The organism is Corynebacterium sp. HMSC06G04, assembly GCF_001807365.1.
Classification (GTDB): domain Bacteria; phylum Actinomycetota; class Actinomycetes; order Mycobacteriales; family Mycobacteriaceae; genus Corynebacterium; species Corynebacterium simulans.
Genome location: NZ_KV788598.1, coordinates 119996 through 140021, shown reverse-complemented (window position 1 = coordinate 140021; position 20026 = coordinate 119996). Strand labels below are relative to the sequence as shown.

Genomic DNA, 20026 nt, shown 5'->3' with positions numbered 1-20026 from the left:
GCCTTTGTCGCCTTTGTCATTTGTGTTCTCGTATCTCATTCACTGCGCCGCCAGTGTTTGCCCTCGCGCATGACCAGCCCCTGTTTCTGCAAAGCCACCAAGAGGTGGACGCACAAGGCCACGCGCATGCCTGCTTGTTGAGCGATGTCTTCTGCGGTTGCACCTTCCTCGCTATTTTGTGGCGCGGCATCAAAGACCTTGAGCTCGTTGCGAGATAGCTGCTGCACCTTGCTCGGAGCAAAGTCGAGCTCGTATTGCCCTGCCGCATCCACACTTCCGACGTTGCCCACCAACCCGCGAATCTCATCCACCGATGTCACCAGCTGCGCCCGCTGGTCCTGGATGCGTTGATGGCATCCCAGCGAGCCTGCTGTGGTGACTGGCCCTGGCACCGCCATGGTTACCCGGCCGAGCGCCTCCGCCCAGTTCAAAGTGTTGAGAGCCCCTGAACGAAACGCGGCTTCTACCACCACAGTGCCGGCCGAAAGCGCCGCGACCAAGCGGTTGCGGGTGAGGAAACGATGACGCTGCGGGGTAGTCCCGGGCGCGAACTCAGAGATGACGCATCCGCTTTCCGCGATCCGCGCGAACAAGGACGCATTGCGCGCAGGATAGTTAACATCGATGCCGCATGGCGCAACCGCGACTGTTTGGCCACCTGCTTCCAAAGTTGCTTCATGGATAGTCGTATCCACGCCCAGCGCCCCGCCCGAAACCGTGGTCCATTGGTGGCTGGCCAAGCCCCCAGCCAGCAACTTGGAGACCTCCCAGCCGTAGCGACTAATCGCGCGTGTTCCCACGAGAGCTACCGACTGAGCCACGCATTCGCGCACGGACTTGCCTTTCACCCACAGCGCATGCGGTGGAACGGCCTGGCTATCAAAGGTCGCCGGGGCATCGGCGCCGCCTGCCTGATAGAAGCCGAAGGCCTGGGCGAATTCTTCCCGAGGCCATTCAGCATCCTCAGGAGTAATCAGCCGCGCGCCCACGCGCTGCGCCGCTGCCAAGTCTTCGTCCTGCCGCAGCCAGTCCCTCCTACTTGCCGTCTCATCGCGCAACGCACCAATCCAGTCCGCCGCGTGATAGACACCATGCGCCACCTCATCCACGGGGTACTGGGACAACAAACCGTGCAGGGTACGAGATGGACCTTCCACCACTCGGTTGAGATAGATCCAAGCATGCAGCGAAGTAGACAAATTTAAGCTACTCATGCCGCCAGCCTTTCCAGCACGCCCGCCCCACGCAGGTCTAGCGCCTTGCCCACATGGTCGATGTCAGGCTGGGCGCTGCCATCAAGGTCTGCCAGCGTCCACGCTAGGCGTAGTACACGGTCAACGCCGCGCTGGCTTAGCTCGCCATCTGCAAGATAGGCCGCAAGCATCGCCATTGCAGTCTCCGTCGCAGGACGATTCCGCCGCAAATACGAAGCTGGCACCGCACCGTTATTGTGAACGGCAAGTCCATCACCGCGCCAGCGCTGCTTCGCTCGATCCCGTGCTTGCGCGACCCTTTCCGCGATTGCCGCCGAAGGCTCCTCATCCACCGCATGCAAGCTCGCCGCCCGGCCCGATATATCCACCACCATATCCAAGCGGTCACGCAACGGCCCCGACAAATTTGTGAGATAGTTCCGTCGCTCAGACGCCCTACACCGGCACTTGCTTGGCTCCTCAGCGGCACAACGGCATGGATTGGCGGCCAGCACCAGCTGAAAACGCGCCGGGAAGGTAACTTCGCGCCGCGCACGCGAGATGGTCACGTGCCCGTCCTCCAAGGGAGCGCGCAGCCCGTCCAATACGCGCGCGGATACTTCGCTGGCCTCGTCGAGGAACAAGACCCCATGATGCGCCAAGCTCACCGCGCCTGGCCACGGATTCCCCGCACCGCCGCCGAGCAGCGCTGCCCGCGTAACCGAGGAATGCGGCGCAATAAACGGCGCACGGGAGACCACCGCGCCGGGAGTGCCCGCCAAGGAGTGAATGGCTGTGGCCTCGACGGATTGGTCGGTGCTCAGCTTGGGCAGGATGGAAGGCAAACGTGCCGCAATCATCGACTTTCCTGATCCCGGCGGGCCCACCATCAACAGGTGATGCCCGCCAGCGGCCGCAACCTCTGCGGCCCACTTCGCTTCCCTCTGGCCCGCGATGTCGCGAAAGTCTGGAACCTCCTCGCATGCGGGAACTGGTACTTCCATCCCCTGCGCCGAAGGCAAGTCCCGGCTGCCGCATGCCCATGCGAAGGCATCGACAAGCGTGTGCGCGACCAGCACGTTCATATCCGGCACCAGCGTCGCCTCAGCCGCATTGCCCGGCGGGATCACCAAGGTGTCGAAGCCCTGGGACCGCGCCGTTAGAAGTGCTGGAATGATGCCAGATACTGGGCGCACGCTGCCATCTAAGCCCAACTCACCAAGCACCAACGCATTGTCGAGGAGTTCATTGTGCGGCATCTGTGCAGACAAGATCGCCAACGCCATGGGAAGGTCAAAGTGTGCACCTGACTTCGGCAAAGCCGCCGGCGCCATTGAGACCACCACGCGCGTCTTCGCCCACGGCAGCCGCGAGTTAACCACCGCAGTACGGATGCGGTCTCGCGATTCCGAGATCGCCGTATCCGCCATGCCCACCACCTGCACTCCCGGCAGCCCCGTTCCCACGTTGGCTTCCACCGTGACCACGTGCGCGGTAACGCCTTCGAGGGCCGTCGTATGGCATCTACCGAGCGCCATGCTCAACCCCTTCGTAGTGCGTGAGCTCAAATCCCTGGCCGCGTGCCACCAGCGCCACGACGTCGAAGCGCACCACGGACAAGGGTTTATCCTGCAGCCACTGCGCCGCAGCCTTCCGCATGCGCACCAGCTTTCGCGGGGTAACGGCTTCGGCTACCCCAAAAGCATCAGAGGCCCTCGTCTTAACTTCTACGAAAACAATCGTGGCCCCCTCCTGCACGATAAGGTCAATCTCGCCCACCGCATAATGCACGTTGGCGGCCAGCACCTGTCCGCCGCGCTCACGATAAAACTGCGCGGCAAATGCCTCCCCGCGTTTTCCTAAAACCTGGTTCTTATTGGACCTTAAAAGCACGCTTTACTCCCCCAAATTCCGAGCTTTCGCCGCGCCCTGGGCTGCGACACCCGCTGAAACGCCGCAAAAGCCGCATCAACTTTTCTTTGTAAGACCCAGTCCAGCGCAGAAGCAGAGAATATAGCTAGCCCCAAAACGCAAAAAGCGCGCCAACTGTGGATAACTCACCGCGACTCAGGCAAGTTACCGCGACAGGGCGCGCAAAGATGGTGTCGTTTGCTAAGCCAGCACAGCCTTATTCAGGGGCTGACATTTTAAGGAAATAACTATTCCGGCAGGAGGAAGTCTGGCTTATCCAGCTCCTCGATGTTGACGTCCTTGTAGGTAATAACGCGGACGTAGCGCACGAAGCGAGCAGAGCGGTACATGTCCCATACCCAGGCATCAGACATGCGTACCTCGTAGTAGACATCCGGGCCTGAGGTGTGCGGGATGAGCTCCACGGCGTTCGCCAGGTAGAAGCGGCGCTCGGTTTCCACTACGTAGGAGAACTGGCTTACAACATCTCGATATTCGCGGTAGAGGGAGAGTTCTACTTCCGCCTCGTAGTTGTCGAGTTCCTCGGCGCTCACTTGCTAATCCTCCAAAGTTGTGGGGTCAATGGGCCTTAGCTTAACCCGGAAATCACCTGAACAGTTTCAGGCGCGCGCGAGAAATTTCGCGTGGGCTTGTGCCACGTTGCGATAGCTCATCCGGTGTTCCGGGCAGGCACCCAATTGGGCGATCGCTTCCTGATGAATAGCCGTTCCATAGCCCTTGTGCGAGCCCAGACCATAGCCCGGATACTGCCTATCGAGCTCATCCATCACGTGGTCGCGCGAGACCTTCGCCAGCACGCTGGCAGCCGCAATGCAGCGCGCCGCGGCATCGCCGCCCACCATGGGCAGCTGGGGTGCGGGCATGCCGGGGATCTTCAGGGCGTCGGTAAGCACGTAGTGCGGGCGCACCTCCAGGCGCGCTACCGCCCTACGCATCCCAGAGACGTTAGCGTGCTGGATGCCGCGAGAATCAATGTCATCCGCCCCAATATGCACCACAGACCAGGCCAGAGCCTTGTCTTTGATGATGGGATAGAGCTTCTCCCGCGTCTTGGGCGTGAGCTTTTTAGAGTCGGTGAGCTTATCCAACTCCGGAACGATCTTCTCCGGCAGGATGCATGCGGCGATAGTAATCGGCCCGCAGCACGCCCCGCGGCCGGCCTCATCGACGCCGGCTACCGGGCCCAGACCAGCCTTACTCAAGGCCACTTCGTAGGTGCGCTGTTGTTTAAGCCGCCGCATGTTGGATTTTGGGATCGTCGATAAGCTGTGCGCGTGGAATCGGCAGAACCACTGCCTCTACCTTGCCGCGAACATTGTCCACCGGAATCGTGCCCTGCAGGTTGTCGCCCAAGTGCGCGCGGGAGTCGAGCGAGTTCGTGCGATTATCACCCATCACCCAAATATTTCCCTCCGGGACCGTGACGGGGCCAAAATAGCTGCCGCCGCAGGCCTCCGAGCCAGCTGCGGTATCCACCGGCATCTCTGGCGGGGTTTTGGCATAAGACTGGTCGATGGGCTGGCCATCCACCATCACTGCCGGGTCACCTGCCTCGCAGGAAACGGTCTGGCCTTCGGTAGCGATAACACGCTTGACCAAAATGTTTTCACCATTAGGCAGCAAGCCGATGGCCGCGCCGGCATTTTCGACGCCGCGAACGAGCACGTTATCGGAGCGCTTTACTGCGAAGGAAGAATTCCAGGAATCGGTGCCTGCGAAGACCACGACATCACCGGGCTGCGGATCAGAGAAGTAATAGCTGAGTTTTTGGACCAAGATACGGTCGTTCTTACAGCCCGCACAGCCATGCAACGTCGGCTCCATCGAAGCCGACGGAATCAGATACATCCGCCCGATGAACGTCTGCACGAAAGCCAAGACCAGAAACACCACGATGACCGTAGGCAGAAGATCGCGCACGCGCACGCGCTCTTCTTCCGGGGCGTGGTCAACGGCGCGGTTTTCTAGGTTGGGACGCCGCTTTCTAGGCCTGGATGTCTGGGTCATCTACCCCACCGATGTGGTTGAACGGGAAGAACACGAACATGACCTTGCCGCGGACGTTTTCTACCGGAATGGTGCCCTGGTACTGATCCTGCATGTGATAGCGGGAGTCCGCGGAAGCCGTGCGGTTATCGCCCATTACCCAGATGTTTCCTTCCGGAACGGTAACTGGGCCAAAGTAGGCACCGCCGCAGGCATAGGAACCGGTCTTCTCGTCAACCTTGTAGGTTGGCGGATCCATGACGTAGTCCTGGTTAATCGGCTTGCCATCCACCATCACAGCTGGATCGCCCTCCTGACAGGACACGGTCTGGCCGCCCGTAGCTACGACGCGCTTGACCAAGGTGTTCTCATCCGGCGGGGTCAGCGAGACGTAGCTCAGTACATCCTGAATCTTGTGAATGACCTCGTTGGAAGAACGCGGCGACTGGTAATTGCGGTTCCAGTCATCGGTGCCCTTGAACACCACGACGTCGCCAGGCTCTGGGCCCTTATCTCCGTAGTAGGAAATCTTCTCGGTGAAGATGCGGTCATTGGTGCAGCCATCGCAGCCGTGGAGGGTTGGCTCCATCGAACCAGAAGGAATGACATATTGGCGGCCGATGAAGGTTTGTACGAGGCCTACCACGCACAATACGCAGAGGATGATGAGAAGGGTCTCCAGGAGCCACGGCAGCTCCTTTTTCTCCTTCTTTTCTTTCTTCTCTGATACTTCTTCTACCGGCTTGGCCTCGCTAGTCGCGACGTCTGCGCCATGGTCTTCGAATTCCTTCTCGTTATTCACGGGCTAAATCCTAGCAACAATGGGCCCGAAAACCGGTACCCTGACGAAAGCATTCAGCGAACTCTAAGTTCGCCGAATCCCCCATCAGTCCCCCGCGAGCTCCGCAAACTTCCATCAAAAAGTATTGAATTACTTTTTCGCCTGAAGTAGCGTGCTGTTTATGTCTTTGGGAATAATTGAACTTCTTTTCATACTCGTACCGCTACTGATCATCGTTGCGATCGTCGCGGGCGTCGTCTGGTGGGCGAAAAAGGTAAGGAGCGACCAACAAGACATTAAGCACATGCTCACCGAGCAGCAAATGGCCCAGGACTCCACCCAGCAGCCGGGCACCGGCTCAGCACAGATTTAAACGCCGGACCAAAACCAAGAAAACTAGAGCAAAGCTAACAGTCCAGACCTAAAAGTCTAGACATAGCAAAAGCGCCCGCTCTCCCTCTCGAACCTCGAATGAGGAACGAAGACGGAGGCGGGCGCTTTCGGCGCTAGAACTAGCGGCGCTCCTTGATGCGAGCCTTCTTGCCGCGCAGGTCGCGCAGGTAGTACAGCTTTGCACGGCGGACACGGCCGCGGCGTACAACCTGGATGGACTCGAGGTTCGGGGAGTGAACCGGGAAGGTACGCTCAACGCCGATGCCGAAGGAGACCTTGCGGACGGTGAAGGTCTCACGGATGCCAGCGCCCTGGCGGCGGATGCACACGCCCTTAAAGAGCTGAACACGCTGGGTCTTACCCTCGATGACCTTGACGTTTACGTCGAGGGTATCGCCTGGGCGGAAGTCTGGAACATCGTCACGCAGCTGTGCTGCATCTACCTTGTCAATGAGGTTAGCCATTGTTTTTCCTTTTCAGTTTAAGACAGAGGACCCTAGCGCCCCTTCAACCTTGAAGAAGCTGACCGGTTCGTGCCTGTTACATAGAACAAAGGAATTCTTCCATACCCACCGCGCGAACAGCAAATTCTTGCAATTCCAAGACAGACGCGCATCACAGGGTTTATGGTGTGTGATGCAAGTACCCCACGGGTGCCCACGAAGAAGTGGGCTGAGATAGGCGCCAAGGCCGCGTCTAGACCGTTCGAACCTGTCTGGTTAGCACCAGCGAAGGAAGTGAGGAAGGCGCCATGTCGGCTACCCCTAACGAGATCCATCCAAAGCACTCTTACTCCCCCATCATCCGTGATGGCCTGGAGGTACCGGAAACCCAGATCGAGCTCGATGACTCACCCACTGGGCCCAACGAGCCTTTCCGCGTCTACCGCACCCGCGGCCCCGAGTGTGAGCCGGAGGTGGGCCTGCCGGGTCTGCGCAGCGAGTGGATTGCAGGCCGCGGCGACGTTGAGGAGTACGCCGGCCGCGAGCGCAATCTGGCCGACGACGGCAAGTCCGCCCAAAAGCGTGGTGCGGCCTCAGCGGAATGGCGCGGCGAGAAGCGTGCCGTCCTGCGCGCCAAGGCCGGCAAGCGCGTCACCCAGATGCACTATGCCCGCAAGGGAATCATCACCAAGGAAATGGAGTTCGTGGCGCTGCGCGAGCACTGCGATCCCGAGTTCGTGCGCGCCGAGGTCGCCCGCGGACGCGCGATTATCCCGAATAACATCAACCACCCTGAGTCCGAGCCGATGATCATCGGCCGCAAGTTCTTGACCAAGATCAACGCCAACATCGGCAACTCCGCCGTGACTTCTTCTATCGCAGAAGAAGTGTCCAAACTGCGCTGGGCCACCCGCTGGGGAGCCGATACCGTGATGGATCTTTCCACCGGCGATGACATCCACACCACCCGCGAGTGGATTCTGCGCAACTCCCCAGTACCGATTGGCACCGTGCCTATCTACCAGGCGCTGGAGAAGGTAAACGGCGTGGCCGAGGACCTTACCTGGGAGATCTTCCGCGATACCGTCATCGAACAGTGCGAGCAGGGCGTGGACTACATGACCATCCACGCCGGTGTGTTGTTGCCCTTCATCCCGTTGACTACCAAGCGCGTCACCGGAATTGTCTCCCGCGGCGGTTCGATTATGGCCGGCTGGTGCCTGGCCCACCACAAGGAGTCCTTCCTCTACGAGAACTTCGACGAGCTCTGCGAGATTTTCGCGCAATACGACGTCGCCTTCTCCTTGGGCGATGGCCTGCGCCCTGGCAGCCTGGCCGACGCCAACGACACCGCGCAGTTCGCCGAGCTTAAGACCATCGGCGAGCTCACCCGCCGCGCCTGGGAATACGACGTGCAGGTCATGGTGGAAGGCCCCGGCCACGTTCCGCTGAACATGATCCAGGAAAACAACGAGCTGGAACAGGACTGGGCCCACGACGCCCCGTTCTACACACTGGGCCCGCTGGTCACGGACATCGCTCCGGGATATGACCACATCACTTCCGCCATCGGCGCCGCACACATCGCCATGGGCGGCACCGCGATGCTGTGCTACGTCACCCCGAAGGAGCATCTGGGTCTGCCGAACCGTGACGATGTCAAGACCGGCGTCATCACCTACAAGCTCGCCGCGCATGCCGCCGACGTGGCCAAGGGCCACCCCGGCGCGCGGGCGTGGGACGACGCCATGAGCAAGGCCCGCTTCGAATTCCGGTGGCACGATCAGTTCGCGCTTTCGCTCGACCCTGAGACCGCGCAGGAATACCACGATGAGACCTTGCCGGCTGAGCCCGCCAAGACCGCGCACTTTTGTTCGATGTGTGGCCCGAAGTTCTGTTCCATGCGGATTAGCCAGGACATCCGCGATGCTTTCTCGGATTCCCTGGGCATGCCGAGCTTTCCCACCGATGCCAAGGCCGGCGAGGCAATGATGTCAGCCGAGTTCAAGGCGCAAGGCTCCAAGCTCTATCAAACGGCAGACACGGAGCCAGCCGACCGTGCTTGATCTGCGTTGTTACTTCGTCACCGGCACCAATATGTCACCGGAGATTGCCGCGGCCGCCGTGCGTGGCGGCGCGGGCGTGGTACAGGTGCGCTCAAAGCCAATTTCTGCCCGCACGCTCTATGATTTGGGCGCCCGCGTGGCCGAGGCGGTGCACGAGGTAAATCCGCGCGCGCACGTGCTTATCGACGACCGCGTCGACGTCGCCCTAGCTCTGCGTTGCGCGGGCGCGCCCGTCCACGGCGTGCACATCGGCCAGGACGATCTCTGCCCACGTGCCGCACGTGAGCTGCTCGGCCCCGATGCAATCATCGGCCTGACCACGGGAACGCTTGAGTTAATTAGGGACGCAAACCAGTACGCGGACGTCCTCGACTACGTCGGCTGCGGTCCCTTCCGCGCTACCCCGACGAAGGATTCTGGACGCACCCCGCTGGGGCTCGAGGGCTACCCAGAGATCGTCGCCGCCTCGCAGCTGCCCGTAGTCGCCATCGGCGACGTCACCGCGGACGATGCCGCCGAGCTCGCTGCAACCGGCGTCGACGGCCTGGCCGTCGTGCGCGGAATCATGAATGCCCCGGACCCAGCCGCCTACTGCGAGCGTCTCCTGAGCGAATTCGAGAAAGGTCGCGCATGAGCACTGCCAGCACTGCCAGCTCAAGCGTTGCCATCGTCGGCGCCGGGGTCATCGGCCTTGCCACCGCAGTAGAGTTGGCCCAGTCAGGGATCAAAGTCGATGTCTTCGACCCAGCGCCAGCATCCGGCGCCACGCACCATGCCGGCGGCATGCTGGCTCCCGCCGCGGAGGTGGTCTATCAACAAGACCCGCTCTTTCCGCTAATGCAGGCCTCGGGCAAATGGTATCCGGAGCTTATCAAGGCCGTCGCCAAGCACAGCGACCTCGATACCGGCTACCGCGACGAAGGCACGCTCGTGGTAGCCGCGGACCGCGCCGATTCCCAGCATTTGTCAGAGCTCATGGACTACCAGAATGCGCACGGCATGCAGGTCGAGCGCATCACCGTGCGGCAGGCGCGCTCCCTCGAACCGGGGCTGAGCCCACGCCTGGCCGGCGCCGTCTCAATTCCCGGGGATACGCAGGTCTTCCCCCGGCAATGGGCGCTCGCGCTATACGACGCCGCGGAAAACCTAGGCGTGCACTTTCACCGCACAAAGGTCACACGCGTCGACGATGGAGTCGACGGCGGAGTGGTACACACCGAAGGAGGTACTTTCGCCGCAGACCAGGTGGTGCTGGCCGCCGGACTGGGGGCGAATGGTCTTAGCGAATGGTCGCAACCGCTGCGCCCAGTCTACGGCGACATCCTGCGCCTACGTGTGCCAGAGCAACGCCGCCCGCTGCTAGACCGCGTGGTGCGCGGATTCGTGGAAGACCGTCCTATCTATCTGATTCCACGCGGTGACGGAACCATCGCCGTGGGCGCGACCAGCCGCGAGGATAGCCTCAATGCCCCGCTGGCCGGCGGTGTCTATGACCTGCTGCGCGATGCCATCCGGGTGCTGCCGGGCATCGAAGATTGCGAGTTCCTAGAAGCCACCACCGGCGCCCGCCCGGGCACGCCTGATGATCTTCCCTACCTGGGTCGCGTGAGTGACAGGCTCATTGTCTCCACCGGGTATTTCCGCCACGGTATCCTGCTGGCCGCCTTCGGTGCACGGTGTACGCGCGAGCTCGTCCTCGGCGAGGACCCCAGCATCGACCTTTCGGCCTGCGACCCGCTGCGCTTTGCGCGCTAGAGCCGAAGTAAAGACAGCCATATCGAGACAGATATATAAGGAACACGATGACAATCACCTACAACGGTCAGAAGATGGATACCACCGCAGCAACAGTGGCGGCACTGATTGCCGAGGTCAATGCACCAGAGGCGGGCACTGCGGTGGCCATAAATGGCGCGGTGGTTCCACGCTCGGCGTGGAAAGACACCCGCCTCGAAGAAGGCGCGGTCATCGATGTTCTTACTGCAATCCAGGGAGGCTAGTAAAGTGCTGACAATCGCAGATAAGAGCTTTGAATCTCGGCTCATCATGGGAACGGGTGGCGCAAGCAGCCAGGACGCGCTGGAAAAAGCGCTGGTAGCCTCCGGCACGCAGCTGACCACCGTGGCGATGCGCCGCCACAGCGCGCAGGCAGGTGGCGAGAGCGTCTTTGACTTGCTGCGCCGGTTTAGCATTGAGCCGCTGCCGAATACCGCGGGCTGCCGCACCGCGCGCGATGCCGTGCTCACGGCGCAGCTGGCACGCGAGGCGCTAGGCACCAATTGGGTCAAGGTAGAAGTCATTGCGGATGAGCACACGCTGCTTCCCGATGTCGTAGAAACCATCGACGCCACCGAGCTCCTCGTGGCAGAGGAGTTTACGGTCTTGGCCTATACCAGCGATGACCCAGTGGCGGCGCTGCGCTTGGAGGATGCGGGCGCTTCCGCCGTGATGCCGTTGGGCGCGCCGATCGGCACGGGGCTGGGTATTTTAAATCCCCATAACATCAAGCTCATCGCCGCGCGCGCCAGTGTGCCCGTGCTTGTCGACGCCGGCATCGGCACCGCCTCCGACGCCGCCCTCGCGATGGAGCTAGGCTGCGACGGGGTTCTGCTGGCCAGCGCTATCAACCGCTGCCAAGACCCCGTGGCCATGGCCCACGCTATGCGTCATGCGGTGGCCGCCGGGCACTATGCCCGCCAGGCAGGACGCATCCCGCGCCGCGAGCATGCCCAAGCCTCTTCAACCTTTGAAGGCCTTGCCAGCTGGGCCGATGAGGTGCTCTAGTGGGCCTTAGCGAACTCGAGTCTGCCCGCACCGCGCGCCAACAGGTGCTAATCGGCCAAGATGCGCAGGTTGCTCTTAACCGCGCGCACGTGCTCATCGTGGGTGCGGGCGGATTGGGCTGCCCGGTCCTGCAGCAGCTGGCCGCCGCGGGTATCGGGCACATTACGCTCATCGACGATGACGAGGTAGCGCTGAGCAATATCCACCGCCAGGTGCTCTTCGGCGTGGATGACGTGGGCCAGCCCAAAGCCGCGGTCGCCGCCCGGCGCGCCCGTAAACTACAGCCAGAGATACACATCGAGGCGAAAGTCGCCCAATTTAGCGCAGACAATGCACTGCAACTGTGTCAGGACACAGACCTCGTCATCGACGGCACAGATACCTTCGACACGAAGTACCTCATCGCCGACGCCTGCGAGGCAACCTCGACTCCGCTGGTCTGGGGCACCGTCTTGGGTTTTCGCGGCGACGTAGCACTATGGCATTCAGGCACTAACACACCGGATGGCCGCGGCTGCGGTTTGCGCGACCTCTTCCCTGCCGCTCCCACTGCCGATGCCCTTCCCGATTGCGCCAGCGCCGGTGTTCTGGGAGCTACCACCTCCGTCATCGGCGGGCTGATGGCCACCGCCGCGATTGGCTGGTTCACCGGAATCGACACCACCGTGGGCCAGGTATCCAGCTACACCGCGTACCCAGCGAGCCTGCGCAGCTTCCGCGTCAGCGCCGATCCTGGGCGCGCACTATGCACCTCACTGGAAGCTCATGCCGAGCTCGACTCCGACGCCAGTGTTGCTGCTAGCGCTGGCGAAGCTGCGGAGTGCTTCCTCGACATCCGTGACCCGTCCGCACTGCTTTATAGCTCGCTGCCGGCGAACTTGCGCCAGCACGCTCTGCCTTTTCACAAAATTGCGGCAGGCACCGCCGGCGATGAGATGGTGCGCGCAGCACTGGGCTCCTTAGATGCTCCGGCTGGCGGCACCGTCTGGGTAATTTGTGATTCTGGCAGCCGCAGCGCCGGTTTCGCGCTGCGCTATGGCGAGCTCGCCGCGGGGCTTGGACTGCGGCTGCGCAGCTACCCCGGCGGCGCGGAGCGCCTACACCGGGAGCTTGGTTAGCTCGCGCACGCCGCTTAAGCCGTGGTCGCTGCCATGACCTTGTGCTCGTCCAGCAGGCGCGCGGTGCCGTGGTGGCGTGCGCGGAAGATGAGGTAGCTGGCGGCTACCGCCAAGACGGTGACGCTGAACAAGACCATGATGCCGCCGGCGAAGGTGCCATCATGAATGCCATCGGTGGCGCGGGTGAAGGCGTTCTTAGCATAGGTCATCGGGTGCAAAGGATGCAGCAAACGCAGCGGTGCCGGGATGGCCGCCGTGGGCCACACGCCGCCGAAGACCATGACTCCCATGGCAAAAACGCCGACCGAGAAGATGGCGCCAATCCTGCGCCCGAAGGTCACCAGCAGCAGCTGGTAGGTGGCAGCGCCCACCATCGCGATTGCTGCGAGCACTCCCAGCATCATCGGCCAGCTTGCCGGGTGCCAGCCCATAAGCGTGGACATCAGCGCCATACCCAGCAACAACAGGAAGTTGATGCCGCTAACCACCGCGAATGCGGGCAAAATACCACGCAGATAATAAGGCAGGGTCATAGCGAGCAACAGCATGGCTAGGAAGCCAAAGACGAGCACCAGAAGCATCGAGACGCCGCCCGTGATTTCCTTCTTGGTTGGGTCGACGGCACTAACGCCGGTCTGCACCGGATGGACGTTGGATTCGGTGAAGTTGATCGGCACCGCCATATTCTGTGCTGTCACGTCAGGCTGGGTAATATGCGGGGCCTTCGCAGCACCCTCGCCCAGCTTCGTAGCGAGCTGACCCGAACCATCCTTGAGCTGATCGATGCCGTCTTTCAATTGGGCACCGCCACCCTTCAACTGACCGGTACCATCCTTGAGACTCGTGGTGCCCTCTGCCAGGCGTCCCGCGCCTTCATCCAGCTGCACGGCACCGGTAGATAGCTCGCCCACGCCGCTTTTTAGCTGACCGGTTCCCTCCGCCAGCTGATGGGTGCCCTGGTTGAGCCTGAGCATGCCACCTAGGTACTCGGAATTCGGGTCGGACAAGTTGTAATTCAGCTGCTGCGTACCATCACGCAGCTTCTCCAGCTGGGAGACCATGTTGCTGCTATTTGCCGGATCCAGCTTCGTCAACAAAGCGGAAAGCTGGTCTGCCTGGGCCGTCATGCCCATTCCGCGCAGCACATCCACCAAGCCGATGAGGCTCGGCACCACTAACTGTGCTTGTTGCAGGAGTGGGATGAGCATGCCGGTGAGCTGGCCGACGCCGCCTTCGATTTGGCTGGCTCCTTGGCCAAGCTTGCCCGTGCCCTCCAGCAACTTATCGGAGCCCGTCGCCAACTCATTCGCGCCGTCGTCAAGCCGACCCGCGCCCGTGGAAAGCTCGCTTACGCCCTGGACCAGCCGGCCAGTGCCATCGTGCAGCTGACCCGCACCGTTGTTGAGCTGGCCCGCTCCGGCATCCAGCTTGTCGATGCCGGTCACAGCCTTCTCGCCGCCAGCCTGGAGCTTGCCCACGCCCTCGTCAAGACGGCCTGCGCCTTCGGCCGCGGTACCAATGCCATCGCTGAGCTTGACCATGCCCTCGATGACTTGATCCGCATACTTTTTGGAAATCGCGTTCTCAACGCTGGTCTGAACCTGCGGAACCAGGCTCGAAGAAATCACCGAGCCATTCGTTCCGTAATAGTCGTTGCTGGCGAAGTGGATCTGCGGTTTGACCGGCTTATCGCTAATGATGGTGACCGCTTGCTCCGAGAAAACCTTTGGGATGGTCACCACCATCAGGTACTTGCCCTTTAACAACCCATCGTTTGCCTCCTGAGCGTTCATCTCGGCGAAGTTCAGGTAGTCAGTTTCCAGGAGGCCTTCTACTACTTGATCGCCGTAGTTGACGTATTTGCCCTGCTTTTCCACGCCGGCGTCCTCATTGACCACCGCCAAGTCAATCTGCCGCATGTACTTGGAAGGGTCCCACATCGCCCACATCATCGTGGCTGCGAGGATGACTGGCGCTACCAGCAGGAAAACGATCAGCACCCGCGAGAGTGCGCTACGCGGGCGCCAGTCCAGGATGCGATGCCACCCCTTCGCTTCCGTTTCCTGCACGGCATGGGCAGCCGGCTGCGTGGCGTCGAACGGCGTTTGTTTCTGGTGCAAGGCGAAACCCTCCCTCATGAAGGTATGGTGACCGCGGTCACCCTTTTGTTTGTTTCACCAAACTTATCACTAACTCACCGCGCTGCACTAGCACGCCACGAAGCAACTTTTAATAAATTTAGTTGCCGAAGCCGGCCTTCTTCAGCGCATCCGCCATGGAGCCGCCGGCGGGACGCCCACCGGAATTGCCGCGGCCGCCACGCGCTCCACGGCCACCCTTGGCCCCATTGCCAGTGTTGCCGCCTTTGCTGCTACCGCCGTTGTCACCACGCTTGCCACCACCCTGGCGTTGTGCAGGCTGGCCTGGTTCATCATCGAGGCGCAGCGAGAGGCCGATGCGCTGACGCTGCACGTCAACCTCCATGACTTTGACCTTTACTACCTGCCCGGAGCGCACGACCTCATGTGGATCGGAGATGAACTTATTGCTCATCGCGGAGACGTGTACTAGGCCGTCCTGGTGCACTCCGACGTCCACGAAGGCGCCGAAAGCCGCAACGTTGGTGACGGTCCCCTCCAGGATCATGCCCGGTACCAGGTCCGAGACTTTGTCCACGCCTTCCTTGAAAGTAGCGGTCTTAAACTCTGGACGCGGGTCGCGGCCAGGCTTATCCAGCTCGGCAATGATGTCGGTGACAGTCGGGACACCGAAAGTATCGTCAGCGAAGTCTGCCGGCTGCAGTTTCTGCAGCACTCTGGAGTTACCGATAAGTTCAGCCACGCCGAGCCCCGTGGACTCCGCAATGCGGGCGACCACCGGGTAGGCCTCCGGGTGCACGGCGGAGGAATCAAGTGGGTCAACGCCGCCATTGATGCGCAGGAAGCCTGCTGCCTGCTCGAAGGCTTTCGGCCCCAAGCGCGGAACCTTCTTGAGTTCCTTGCGGGATGCGAAGGAACCGTTCTCGTCACGGTAGGCCACGATGTTGGTGGCGATCGTGGCGTTCACGCCCGCCACGCGCTCAAGCAGCGGAACAGATGCGGTGTTTAGGTCAACGCCGACACCGTTTACGGCGTCCTCAACCACGCCGTCGAGGGTGCGCGCCAGCGAGGTCTGGTTGACGTCGTGTTGGTACTGCCCCACGCCGATGGCCTTCGGATCGATCTTTACCAGCTCAGCCAGGGGATCCTGGAGGCGGCGAGCGATGGAGACCGCACCACGCAGCGAGACGTCCATGTCTGGGAACTCATCCGCGGCAAGCTGGGATGCGGAGTAGACCGAAGCACCCGACTCAGAGACCACGACCGGAGTTGGGCGCTGGCCGCCGGCCTGCTTCAACATGTCAGCGATCTCGTTGGCCAGCTTTTCCGTCTCACGGGAAGCGGTGCCGTTGCCGATAGCCATAAGGTCCACCGAGTGCTTCGCACACAGCGTGGCCAGAGTGTTTACTGCCTGGCTCCACTGGTTCTGTGGCTGGTGCGGGTAGACAATTGCGGTATCAAGAACCTTGCCGGTGGAATCAACTACAGCGCACTTCACGCCGTTTCGATAGCCCGGGTCCAGTCCAATCGTGGCGCGTTGACCCGCCGGTGCCGCCAACAAGACGTCGCGCAGGTTGGTAGCAAAGACCTTGAGCGCGCCCTCCTCCGCGATTTCTTTGAGGCGCATGCGCACATCAAGGCCAGAAGAGATGTAGAGCTTCGTGCGCCAGCCCCAGTGCACGGCGTCGGAAAGCCACTTGGAATCCTTAACCGCAAGATCAAAACGCTCGGCAATCATGCCCTCATAGACTTCGTCTTCACCGGCATCCAGGTTGAGCTGGAGAACGCCCTCGTTCTCACCGCGCAGCAACGCCAGGATGCGGTGCGAGGGCAGCTGGTCGAAAGGCTCAGAGAACTCGAAGTAGTCCTTAAACTTGGCGCCTTCGGTTTCCTTGCCAGCCACCACGGAAGCACCCATGGTGCCCTCGTTGAACATGCGCTCGCGCACCTCGCCGACCAAGTCGGCGTCGAGAGCAAAACGGTCAATGATGATGGAACGCGCGCCCTCGAGAGCCTTCTTGGTGTCTTCAAATCCTTCAGTCAGGAACTGCCCCGCCATCTCTTCTGGATTGGCCGTGGGGTTCTCAATGAGCTTGTCCGTCAACTCTTCCAGGCCGGCCTCACGAGCGATGTCCGCCTTGGTCTTGCGGCGCTTCTTGTATGGCAGGTACAAGTCTTCCAAACGCGCCTTGGTCTCACACTCGAGAATCTGGGCACGCAGCTCGTCGGTGAGCTTTCCCTGCTCATCGATAGCCGCCAAAATTGCCTCTTTACGCTCTTCCAATTCGCGCAGGTACGTCGCGCGCTCCTCGATGGTGCGCAACTGCGAATCATCCAAACCACCAGTGGCTTCTTTGCGGTAACGCGCGATGAATGGGACAGTGTTTCCCTCCGCCAGAAGCGTCAAAGCAGTCTCAACCTGAGACTCCTTTACACCAATCTCTGCGGCGATGGTAGCTGCAATCTTCAAAAGAAATCCTCACCTTTGTGGCTGATTTTCTGGACTCAACAAAGGTACCGCACCGCCCTTTCATCCCAGCGATGAGCGCTCCAACTCCTCAATTACTTTCCCCTCACGCAGTAACGCCCCAACACATTCGTGTCGGGGCGACTCGTCCAGGAAACGGAACGCTTTGACGTGCTCGCAGGGTGCTAGTAGATGAGAACTGCTGCGTTGTCGCCTCCAGAACAGCGGACAGAGGAGGACGTGCCGGAGCAGTACATGTAGTAGTTGCCGCCGGTAGCCGGAGAATAAACCTTCAGCGTTGCGTTCGGGGAGCCGGTCGCAGCGTAGTTGCTTACAAAGGATGAATAAACATTTGCTGCAAAGCTTTGCGAGGTGTTGCCGGTGAGCGCTCGATAGCTGGAGTATCCAGAGGAATAGGACGGAGCTTGTGCAACGCGCTCAACAGGTACGACGGGTTCTGGCGCCTGCGCGGTCACGGTGGCCGGGCGCTGCTCAGTAACAGTTACTGGGACGGCCTCCTGTGCAGGAGAGACGAGTGCTGGGGAGGCCGCACCAGCAGCAGCATCAGAGCCGCCAATTTTGCCCATGAACGCCATGACGCCCGCCACGATTGCAGCCAGGCAAAGACCAACGATGGCCGCAATAGCCACCGTCAAGCCGGTCGATATCCCGCCGCGCTGCTCTGTGGGTGCCACGTAGCCATCTGCCGGATTGGGGAAACCAGCGACGTTGTTGACCGGAGGGAAAGTATTGGGGATGGACATGCGGTGCACCTGCCTTGTATCGAGTAAAGAGAGAAGGAAGTAAGGAGACTTCCTTTTGATGACCTCATGCTAAGACGGGCGCTGCCAACGACGATTGAATCCGGGGAACATTCCTTTTTCCGCAGCTCACAAGATGATTCTGCAGCAACTAATCAGAGGGCGAGGTTCCCCATTTTCGTCGCCGAAGTTACTACCTAAAGATTTATGGTTGCCACGCGCAGGCGGTGCCCAACCCGAACTCGGTGTGACCGATCTCAGAGGTCCCGTACCACAGCGTGTGCGGCGGCAAACAGTCCACCACCGCCGCGGTGACCTTATGCAAGGGCAGGTCAGAGCTGCCGTTGACGATGACGCGCCACACGCTCTCGCCTACTGGTGCGCTGCCGTGCTTGGACATGTACTCGTTGACCAAGATGTTGTCTGGCTCGCAGGTAAAGGAGATGACCTCCGCGCTGATATTCGCCGGCTCATAGCCACCTTCTGCCAGCTGCTGCGGCATGCGGGTGAGAATGTCATTCCATTCTTTCTCCGTCATCAAAATAGATAGATCGGTACTAACTTCCATTGCGTAGCTGCTCCAAGTACTTGCGGTCGGCTTTATCGAGCTCCACGCCGTCCAATAGCTCGGGGCGGCGTTCAAAGGTGCGGCGCAGGGATTGCTCGCGGCGCCACTTATCCACGAGCGCGTGGTTTCCAGAGGTCAGCACCTCAGGCACGGCCAGCCCACGCCACTCGCGTGGTTTGGTGTAGCTCGGCCCCTCCAGCAAACCATCGGAGAATGAATCTTCCTCATGAGAGCGCTTGTTGCCCAGCACTCCTGGGATGAGGCGCACGATGGCCTCGGCCATGACGAGCACCGCCACTTCCCCGCCGATCAACACGTAGTCACCGATGGAGACCTCGCGTACGCGGTAGCGCTGCGCTGCATCGTCAATGACGCGCTGGTCGATGCCCTCGTAGCGCCCGCAGGCAAAGACGATATGTTCCTCATTGGACCACTCTTGGGCGTCTGCCTGCGTGAAAGGTTTTCCGGCAGGCGTCGGGACGATAAGCAGCGGCAAGGACAGATCCTCGGCAACGCCGTCCTCCCCTACCGACCGCTCGTAGCCGGTGGCCTCCACGCCCTCGACGTCGTCGTGGCGCGGCTTATTGAGGTGCGGGAGCGAGGATTCCAGGTCCGCGGTGCGCGCGGCGCCACTGGCGACGTCGTCAAGCGCAGGGCCCCAGACCTCCGGCTTCATCACCATGCCGGGGCCGCCACCGAAGGGCGAATCATCCACCGACTTATGTGTATCGGTGGCCCAGCCGCGCAGATCGTGCACGCCCACCGAAAGCTTGCCTTGTTCGATGGCCTTGCCCAGCAGAGCATGGCGCAGCGGGTCTAGGTATTCAGGGAAAATTGTGACGACGTCTAGCCTCACAGCTCTAGCAATCCTTCCGGTGGCGTAATCGTGCAGGTGCCTTCCTCAAGGTCGACCTCGGGAACGATTTCTTCAACGAAGGGAATCAAGGCTTCCTTGCCAGATTCCAATCGCACCTCTAGCAAGGACTGGGTTGGCCCATGGGTAATTCCGGCGACTTCACCGATGTCGGCCCCCTCGTGGATGACGCGCAGACCCTCGAGCTCGTGGTCGTAGAAACCTTCGTCGTCTGGGTTATCCAGTGGCGGCGCAAAAAATTGGGTGCCGCGCAGGCTATCGGCTGCGGTTCGGTCTTTTACTTCCTCGAAGGTAATGAGCAGGCGGCCCTTGTGCGCGCGCACTGCCTTGACGGTGAGATCGTGTTCCTTCTTTCCCTGGCGGCCATGGAGCACTTCGCCCACCGCGAAGCGGATTTCGGGCTCGTCGGTGGTGGCTTCGACGCTCAGCTCGCCTTTGATTCCGTGCGATTTGATGACACGGCCGATCATTAGTTCCATTTGCTCAACTTTAATCGCTTCCAACTGACGGCACGAACTACAATATTTTATACGGCTTGAGTCTTATTAAATCTGATGTTTT

The 20026-nt window shown here is 60.9% G+C and carries 21 protein-coding genes and 1 riboswitch; of the genes, 7 read left to right on the top strand and 14 right to left on the bottom strand.

Annotated features, from left to right (window positions below; genetic code table 11):
• Positions 1 to 35 precede the first annotated feature (35 nt).
• The 7 genes from dprA to lepB (HMPREF3158_RS02445) all read right to left on the bottom strand — a co-directional run bounded on the left by dprA (position 36) and on the right by lepB (HMPREF3158_RS02445) (position 5913).
• Positions 36 to 1214 carry a DNA-processing protein DprA gene (dprA, locus tag HMPREF3158_RS02475; protein ID WP_070497200.1) on the bottom strand — a complete coding sequence of 393 codons (1179 nt, stop codon included), beginning with the start codon at positions 1212 to 1214 and terminating at the stop codon, positions 36 to 38.
• Complete coding sequence (locus HMPREF3158_RS02470) at positions 1211 to 2731, bottom strand: YifB family Mg chelatase-like AAA ATPase (RefSeq protein ID WP_070497198.1); 1521 nt, start codon at positions 2729 to 2731, stop codon at positions 1211 to 1213. Before HMPREF3158_RS02470 ends, dprA begins: the two co-directional genes overlap by 4 nt.
• Positions 2718 to 3086, bottom strand: coding sequence for a YraN family protein (locus HMPREF3158_RS02465; protein ID WP_061923217.1), 369 nt, complete (start codon positions 3084 to 3086; stop codon positions 2718 to 2720). The genes HMPREF3158_RS02470 and HMPREF3158_RS02465 overlap by 14 nt, the downstream gene beginning before the upstream one ends.
• A gap of 266 nt (positions 3087 to 3352) precedes the next feature.
• Positions 3353 to 3658, bottom strand: a complete 306-nt coding sequence (locus tag HMPREF3158_RS02460; RefSeq protein ID WP_061923219.1) for a DUF2469 domain-containing protein — start codon at positions 3656 to 3658, stop codon at positions 3353 to 3355.
• 66 nt (positions 3659 to 3724) lie between these two features.
• Positions 3725 to 4366 carry a ribonuclease HII gene (locus tag HMPREF3158_RS02455; protein ID WP_070456400.1) on the bottom strand — a complete coding sequence of 214 codons (642 nt, stop codon included), beginning with the start codon at positions 4364 to 4366 and terminating at the stop codon, positions 3725 to 3727.
• On the bottom strand, positions 4353 to 5132 hold the full coding sequence (gene lepB / locus HMPREF3158_RS02450) for a signal peptidase I (protein WP_070433252.1): 780 nt from the start codon (positions 5130 to 5132) through the stop codon (positions 4353 to 4355). Before lepB (HMPREF3158_RS02450) ends, HMPREF3158_RS02455 begins: the two co-directional genes overlap by 14 nt.
• On the bottom strand, positions 5110 to 5913 hold the full coding sequence (gene lepB, locus HMPREF3158_RS02445; protein WP_061923229.1) for a signal peptidase I: 804 nt from the start codon (positions 5911 to 5913) through the stop codon (positions 5110 to 5112). The genes lepB (HMPREF3158_RS02450) and lepB (HMPREF3158_RS02445) overlap by 23 nt, the downstream gene beginning before the upstream one ends.
• Positions 5914 to 6073: 160 nt before the next feature.
• On the opposite strand from lepB (HMPREF3158_RS02445), the gene HMPREF3158_RS02440 reads away from it, so the two are divergent.
• On the top strand, positions 6074 to 6265 hold the full coding sequence (locus tag HMPREF3158_RS02440; RefSeq protein WP_141740980.1) for a hypothetical protein: 192 nt from the start codon (positions 6074 to 6076) through the stop codon (positions 6263 to 6265).
• A 139-nt stretch (positions 6266 to 6404) separates the two neighbouring features.
• Here the strand turns inward: HMPREF3158_RS02440 and rplS are convergent, their stop codons facing one another.
• Positions 6405 to 6749 carry a 50S ribosomal protein L19 gene (gene rplS / locus HMPREF3158_RS02435; protein ID WP_062038443.1) on the bottom strand — a complete coding sequence of 115 codons (345 nt, stop codon included), beginning with the start codon at positions 6747 to 6749 and terminating at the stop codon, positions 6405 to 6407.
• A 175-nt stretch (positions 6750 to 6924) separates the two neighbouring features.
• Positions 6925 to 7040: riboswitch (TPP riboswitch) on the top strand.
• Between rplS and thiC the strand changes: the two genes are divergently transcribed.
• From thiC to HMPREF3158_RS02405, 6 genes are all read left to right on the top strand, one after another.
• Positions 7037 to 8794: a phosphomethylpyrimidine synthase ThiC gene (gene thiC / locus HMPREF3158_RS02430; protein ID WP_070497197.1), complete on the top strand. Its 1758-nt coding sequence runs from the start codon at positions 7037 to 7039 to the stop codon at positions 8792 to 8794. Its footprint overlaps the riboswitch before it by 4 nt.
• Positions 8787 to 9428: a thiamine phosphate synthase gene (locus HMPREF3158_RS02425; RefSeq protein WP_083281306.1), complete on the top strand. Its 642-nt coding sequence runs from the start codon at positions 8787 to 8789 to the stop codon at positions 9426 to 9428. The genes thiC and HMPREF3158_RS02425 overlap by 8 nt, the downstream gene beginning before the upstream one ends.
• On the top strand, positions 9425 to 10549 hold the full coding sequence (gene thiO, locus HMPREF3158_RS02420; RefSeq protein ID WP_070456395.1) for a glycine oxidase ThiO: 1125 nt from the start codon (positions 9425 to 9427) through the stop codon (positions 10547 to 10549). Before HMPREF3158_RS02425 ends, thiO begins: the two co-directional genes overlap by 4 nt.
• Before the next feature lie 47 nt (positions 10550 to 10596).
• Positions 10597 to 10794, top strand: a complete 198-nt coding sequence (gene thiS, locus HMPREF3158_RS02415; RefSeq protein WP_070456393.1) for a sulfur carrier protein ThiS — start codon at positions 10597 to 10599, stop codon at positions 10792 to 10794.
• A 4-nt stretch (positions 10795 to 10798) separates the two neighbouring features.
• Positions 10799 to 11578, top strand: coding sequence for a thiazole synthase (locus tag HMPREF3158_RS02410; protein ID WP_070497195.1), 780 nt, complete (start codon positions 10799 to 10801; stop codon positions 11576 to 11578).
• Positions 11578 to 12696, top strand: coding sequence for a ThiF family adenylyltransferase (locus HMPREF3158_RS02405; RefSeq protein ID WP_070497193.1), 1119 nt, complete (start codon positions 11578 to 11580; stop codon positions 12694 to 12696). Before HMPREF3158_RS02410 ends, HMPREF3158_RS02405 begins: the two co-directional genes overlap by 1 nt.
• 14 nt (positions 12697 to 12710) lie before the next feature.
• On the opposite strand, the gene HMPREF3158_RS02400 is transcribed toward HMPREF3158_RS02405, so the two are convergent.
• The 6 genes from HMPREF3158_RS02400 to rimM all read right to left on the bottom strand — a co-directional run bounded on the left by HMPREF3158_RS02400 (position 12711) and on the right by rimM (position 19944).
• The gene (locus HMPREF3158_RS02400; protein WP_070433311.1) at positions 12711 to 14816 is read right to left on the bottom strand and encodes a YhgE/Pip family protein; all 2106 of its coding nucleotides are present in this window, start codon (positions 14814 to 14816) and stop codon (positions 12711 to 12713) included.
• 118 nt (positions 14817 to 14934) lie between these two features.
• On the bottom strand, positions 14935 to 17265 hold the full coding sequence (locus tag HMPREF3158_RS02395) for a Tex family protein (RefSeq protein WP_070433260.1): 2331 nt from the start codon (positions 17263 to 17265) through the stop codon (positions 14935 to 14937).
• A 182-nt stretch (positions 17266 to 17447) separates the two neighbouring features.
• Complete coding sequence (locus HMPREF3158_RS02390; protein ID WP_070433261.1) at positions 17448 to 18026, bottom strand: hypothetical protein; 579 nt, start codon at positions 18024 to 18026, stop codon at positions 17448 to 17450.
• Positions 18027 to 18228: 202 nt separating this feature from the next.
• Complete coding sequence (locus HMPREF3158_RS02385) at positions 18229 to 18591, bottom strand: hypothetical protein (RefSeq protein WP_061923253.1); 363 nt, start codon at positions 18589 to 18591, stop codon at positions 18229 to 18231.
• Positions 18581 to 19447 (bottom strand): tRNA (guanosine(37)-N1)-methyltransferase TrmD, encoded by an 867-nt coding sequence (trmD, locus tag HMPREF3158_RS02380; RefSeq protein WP_070433262.1) that lies wholly within the window; start codon positions 19445 to 19447, stop codon positions 18581 to 18583. The genes HMPREF3158_RS02385 and trmD overlap by 11 nt, the downstream gene beginning before the upstream one ends.
• The gene (rimM, locus tag HMPREF3158_RS02375; RefSeq protein ID WP_061923255.1) at positions 19444 to 19944 is read right to left on the bottom strand and encodes a ribosome maturation factor RimM; all 501 of its coding nucleotides are present in this window, start codon (positions 19942 to 19944) and stop codon (positions 19444 to 19446) included. The genes trmD and rimM overlap by 4 nt, the downstream gene beginning before the upstream one ends.
• Positions 19945 to 20026: the final 82 nt, after the last annotated feature.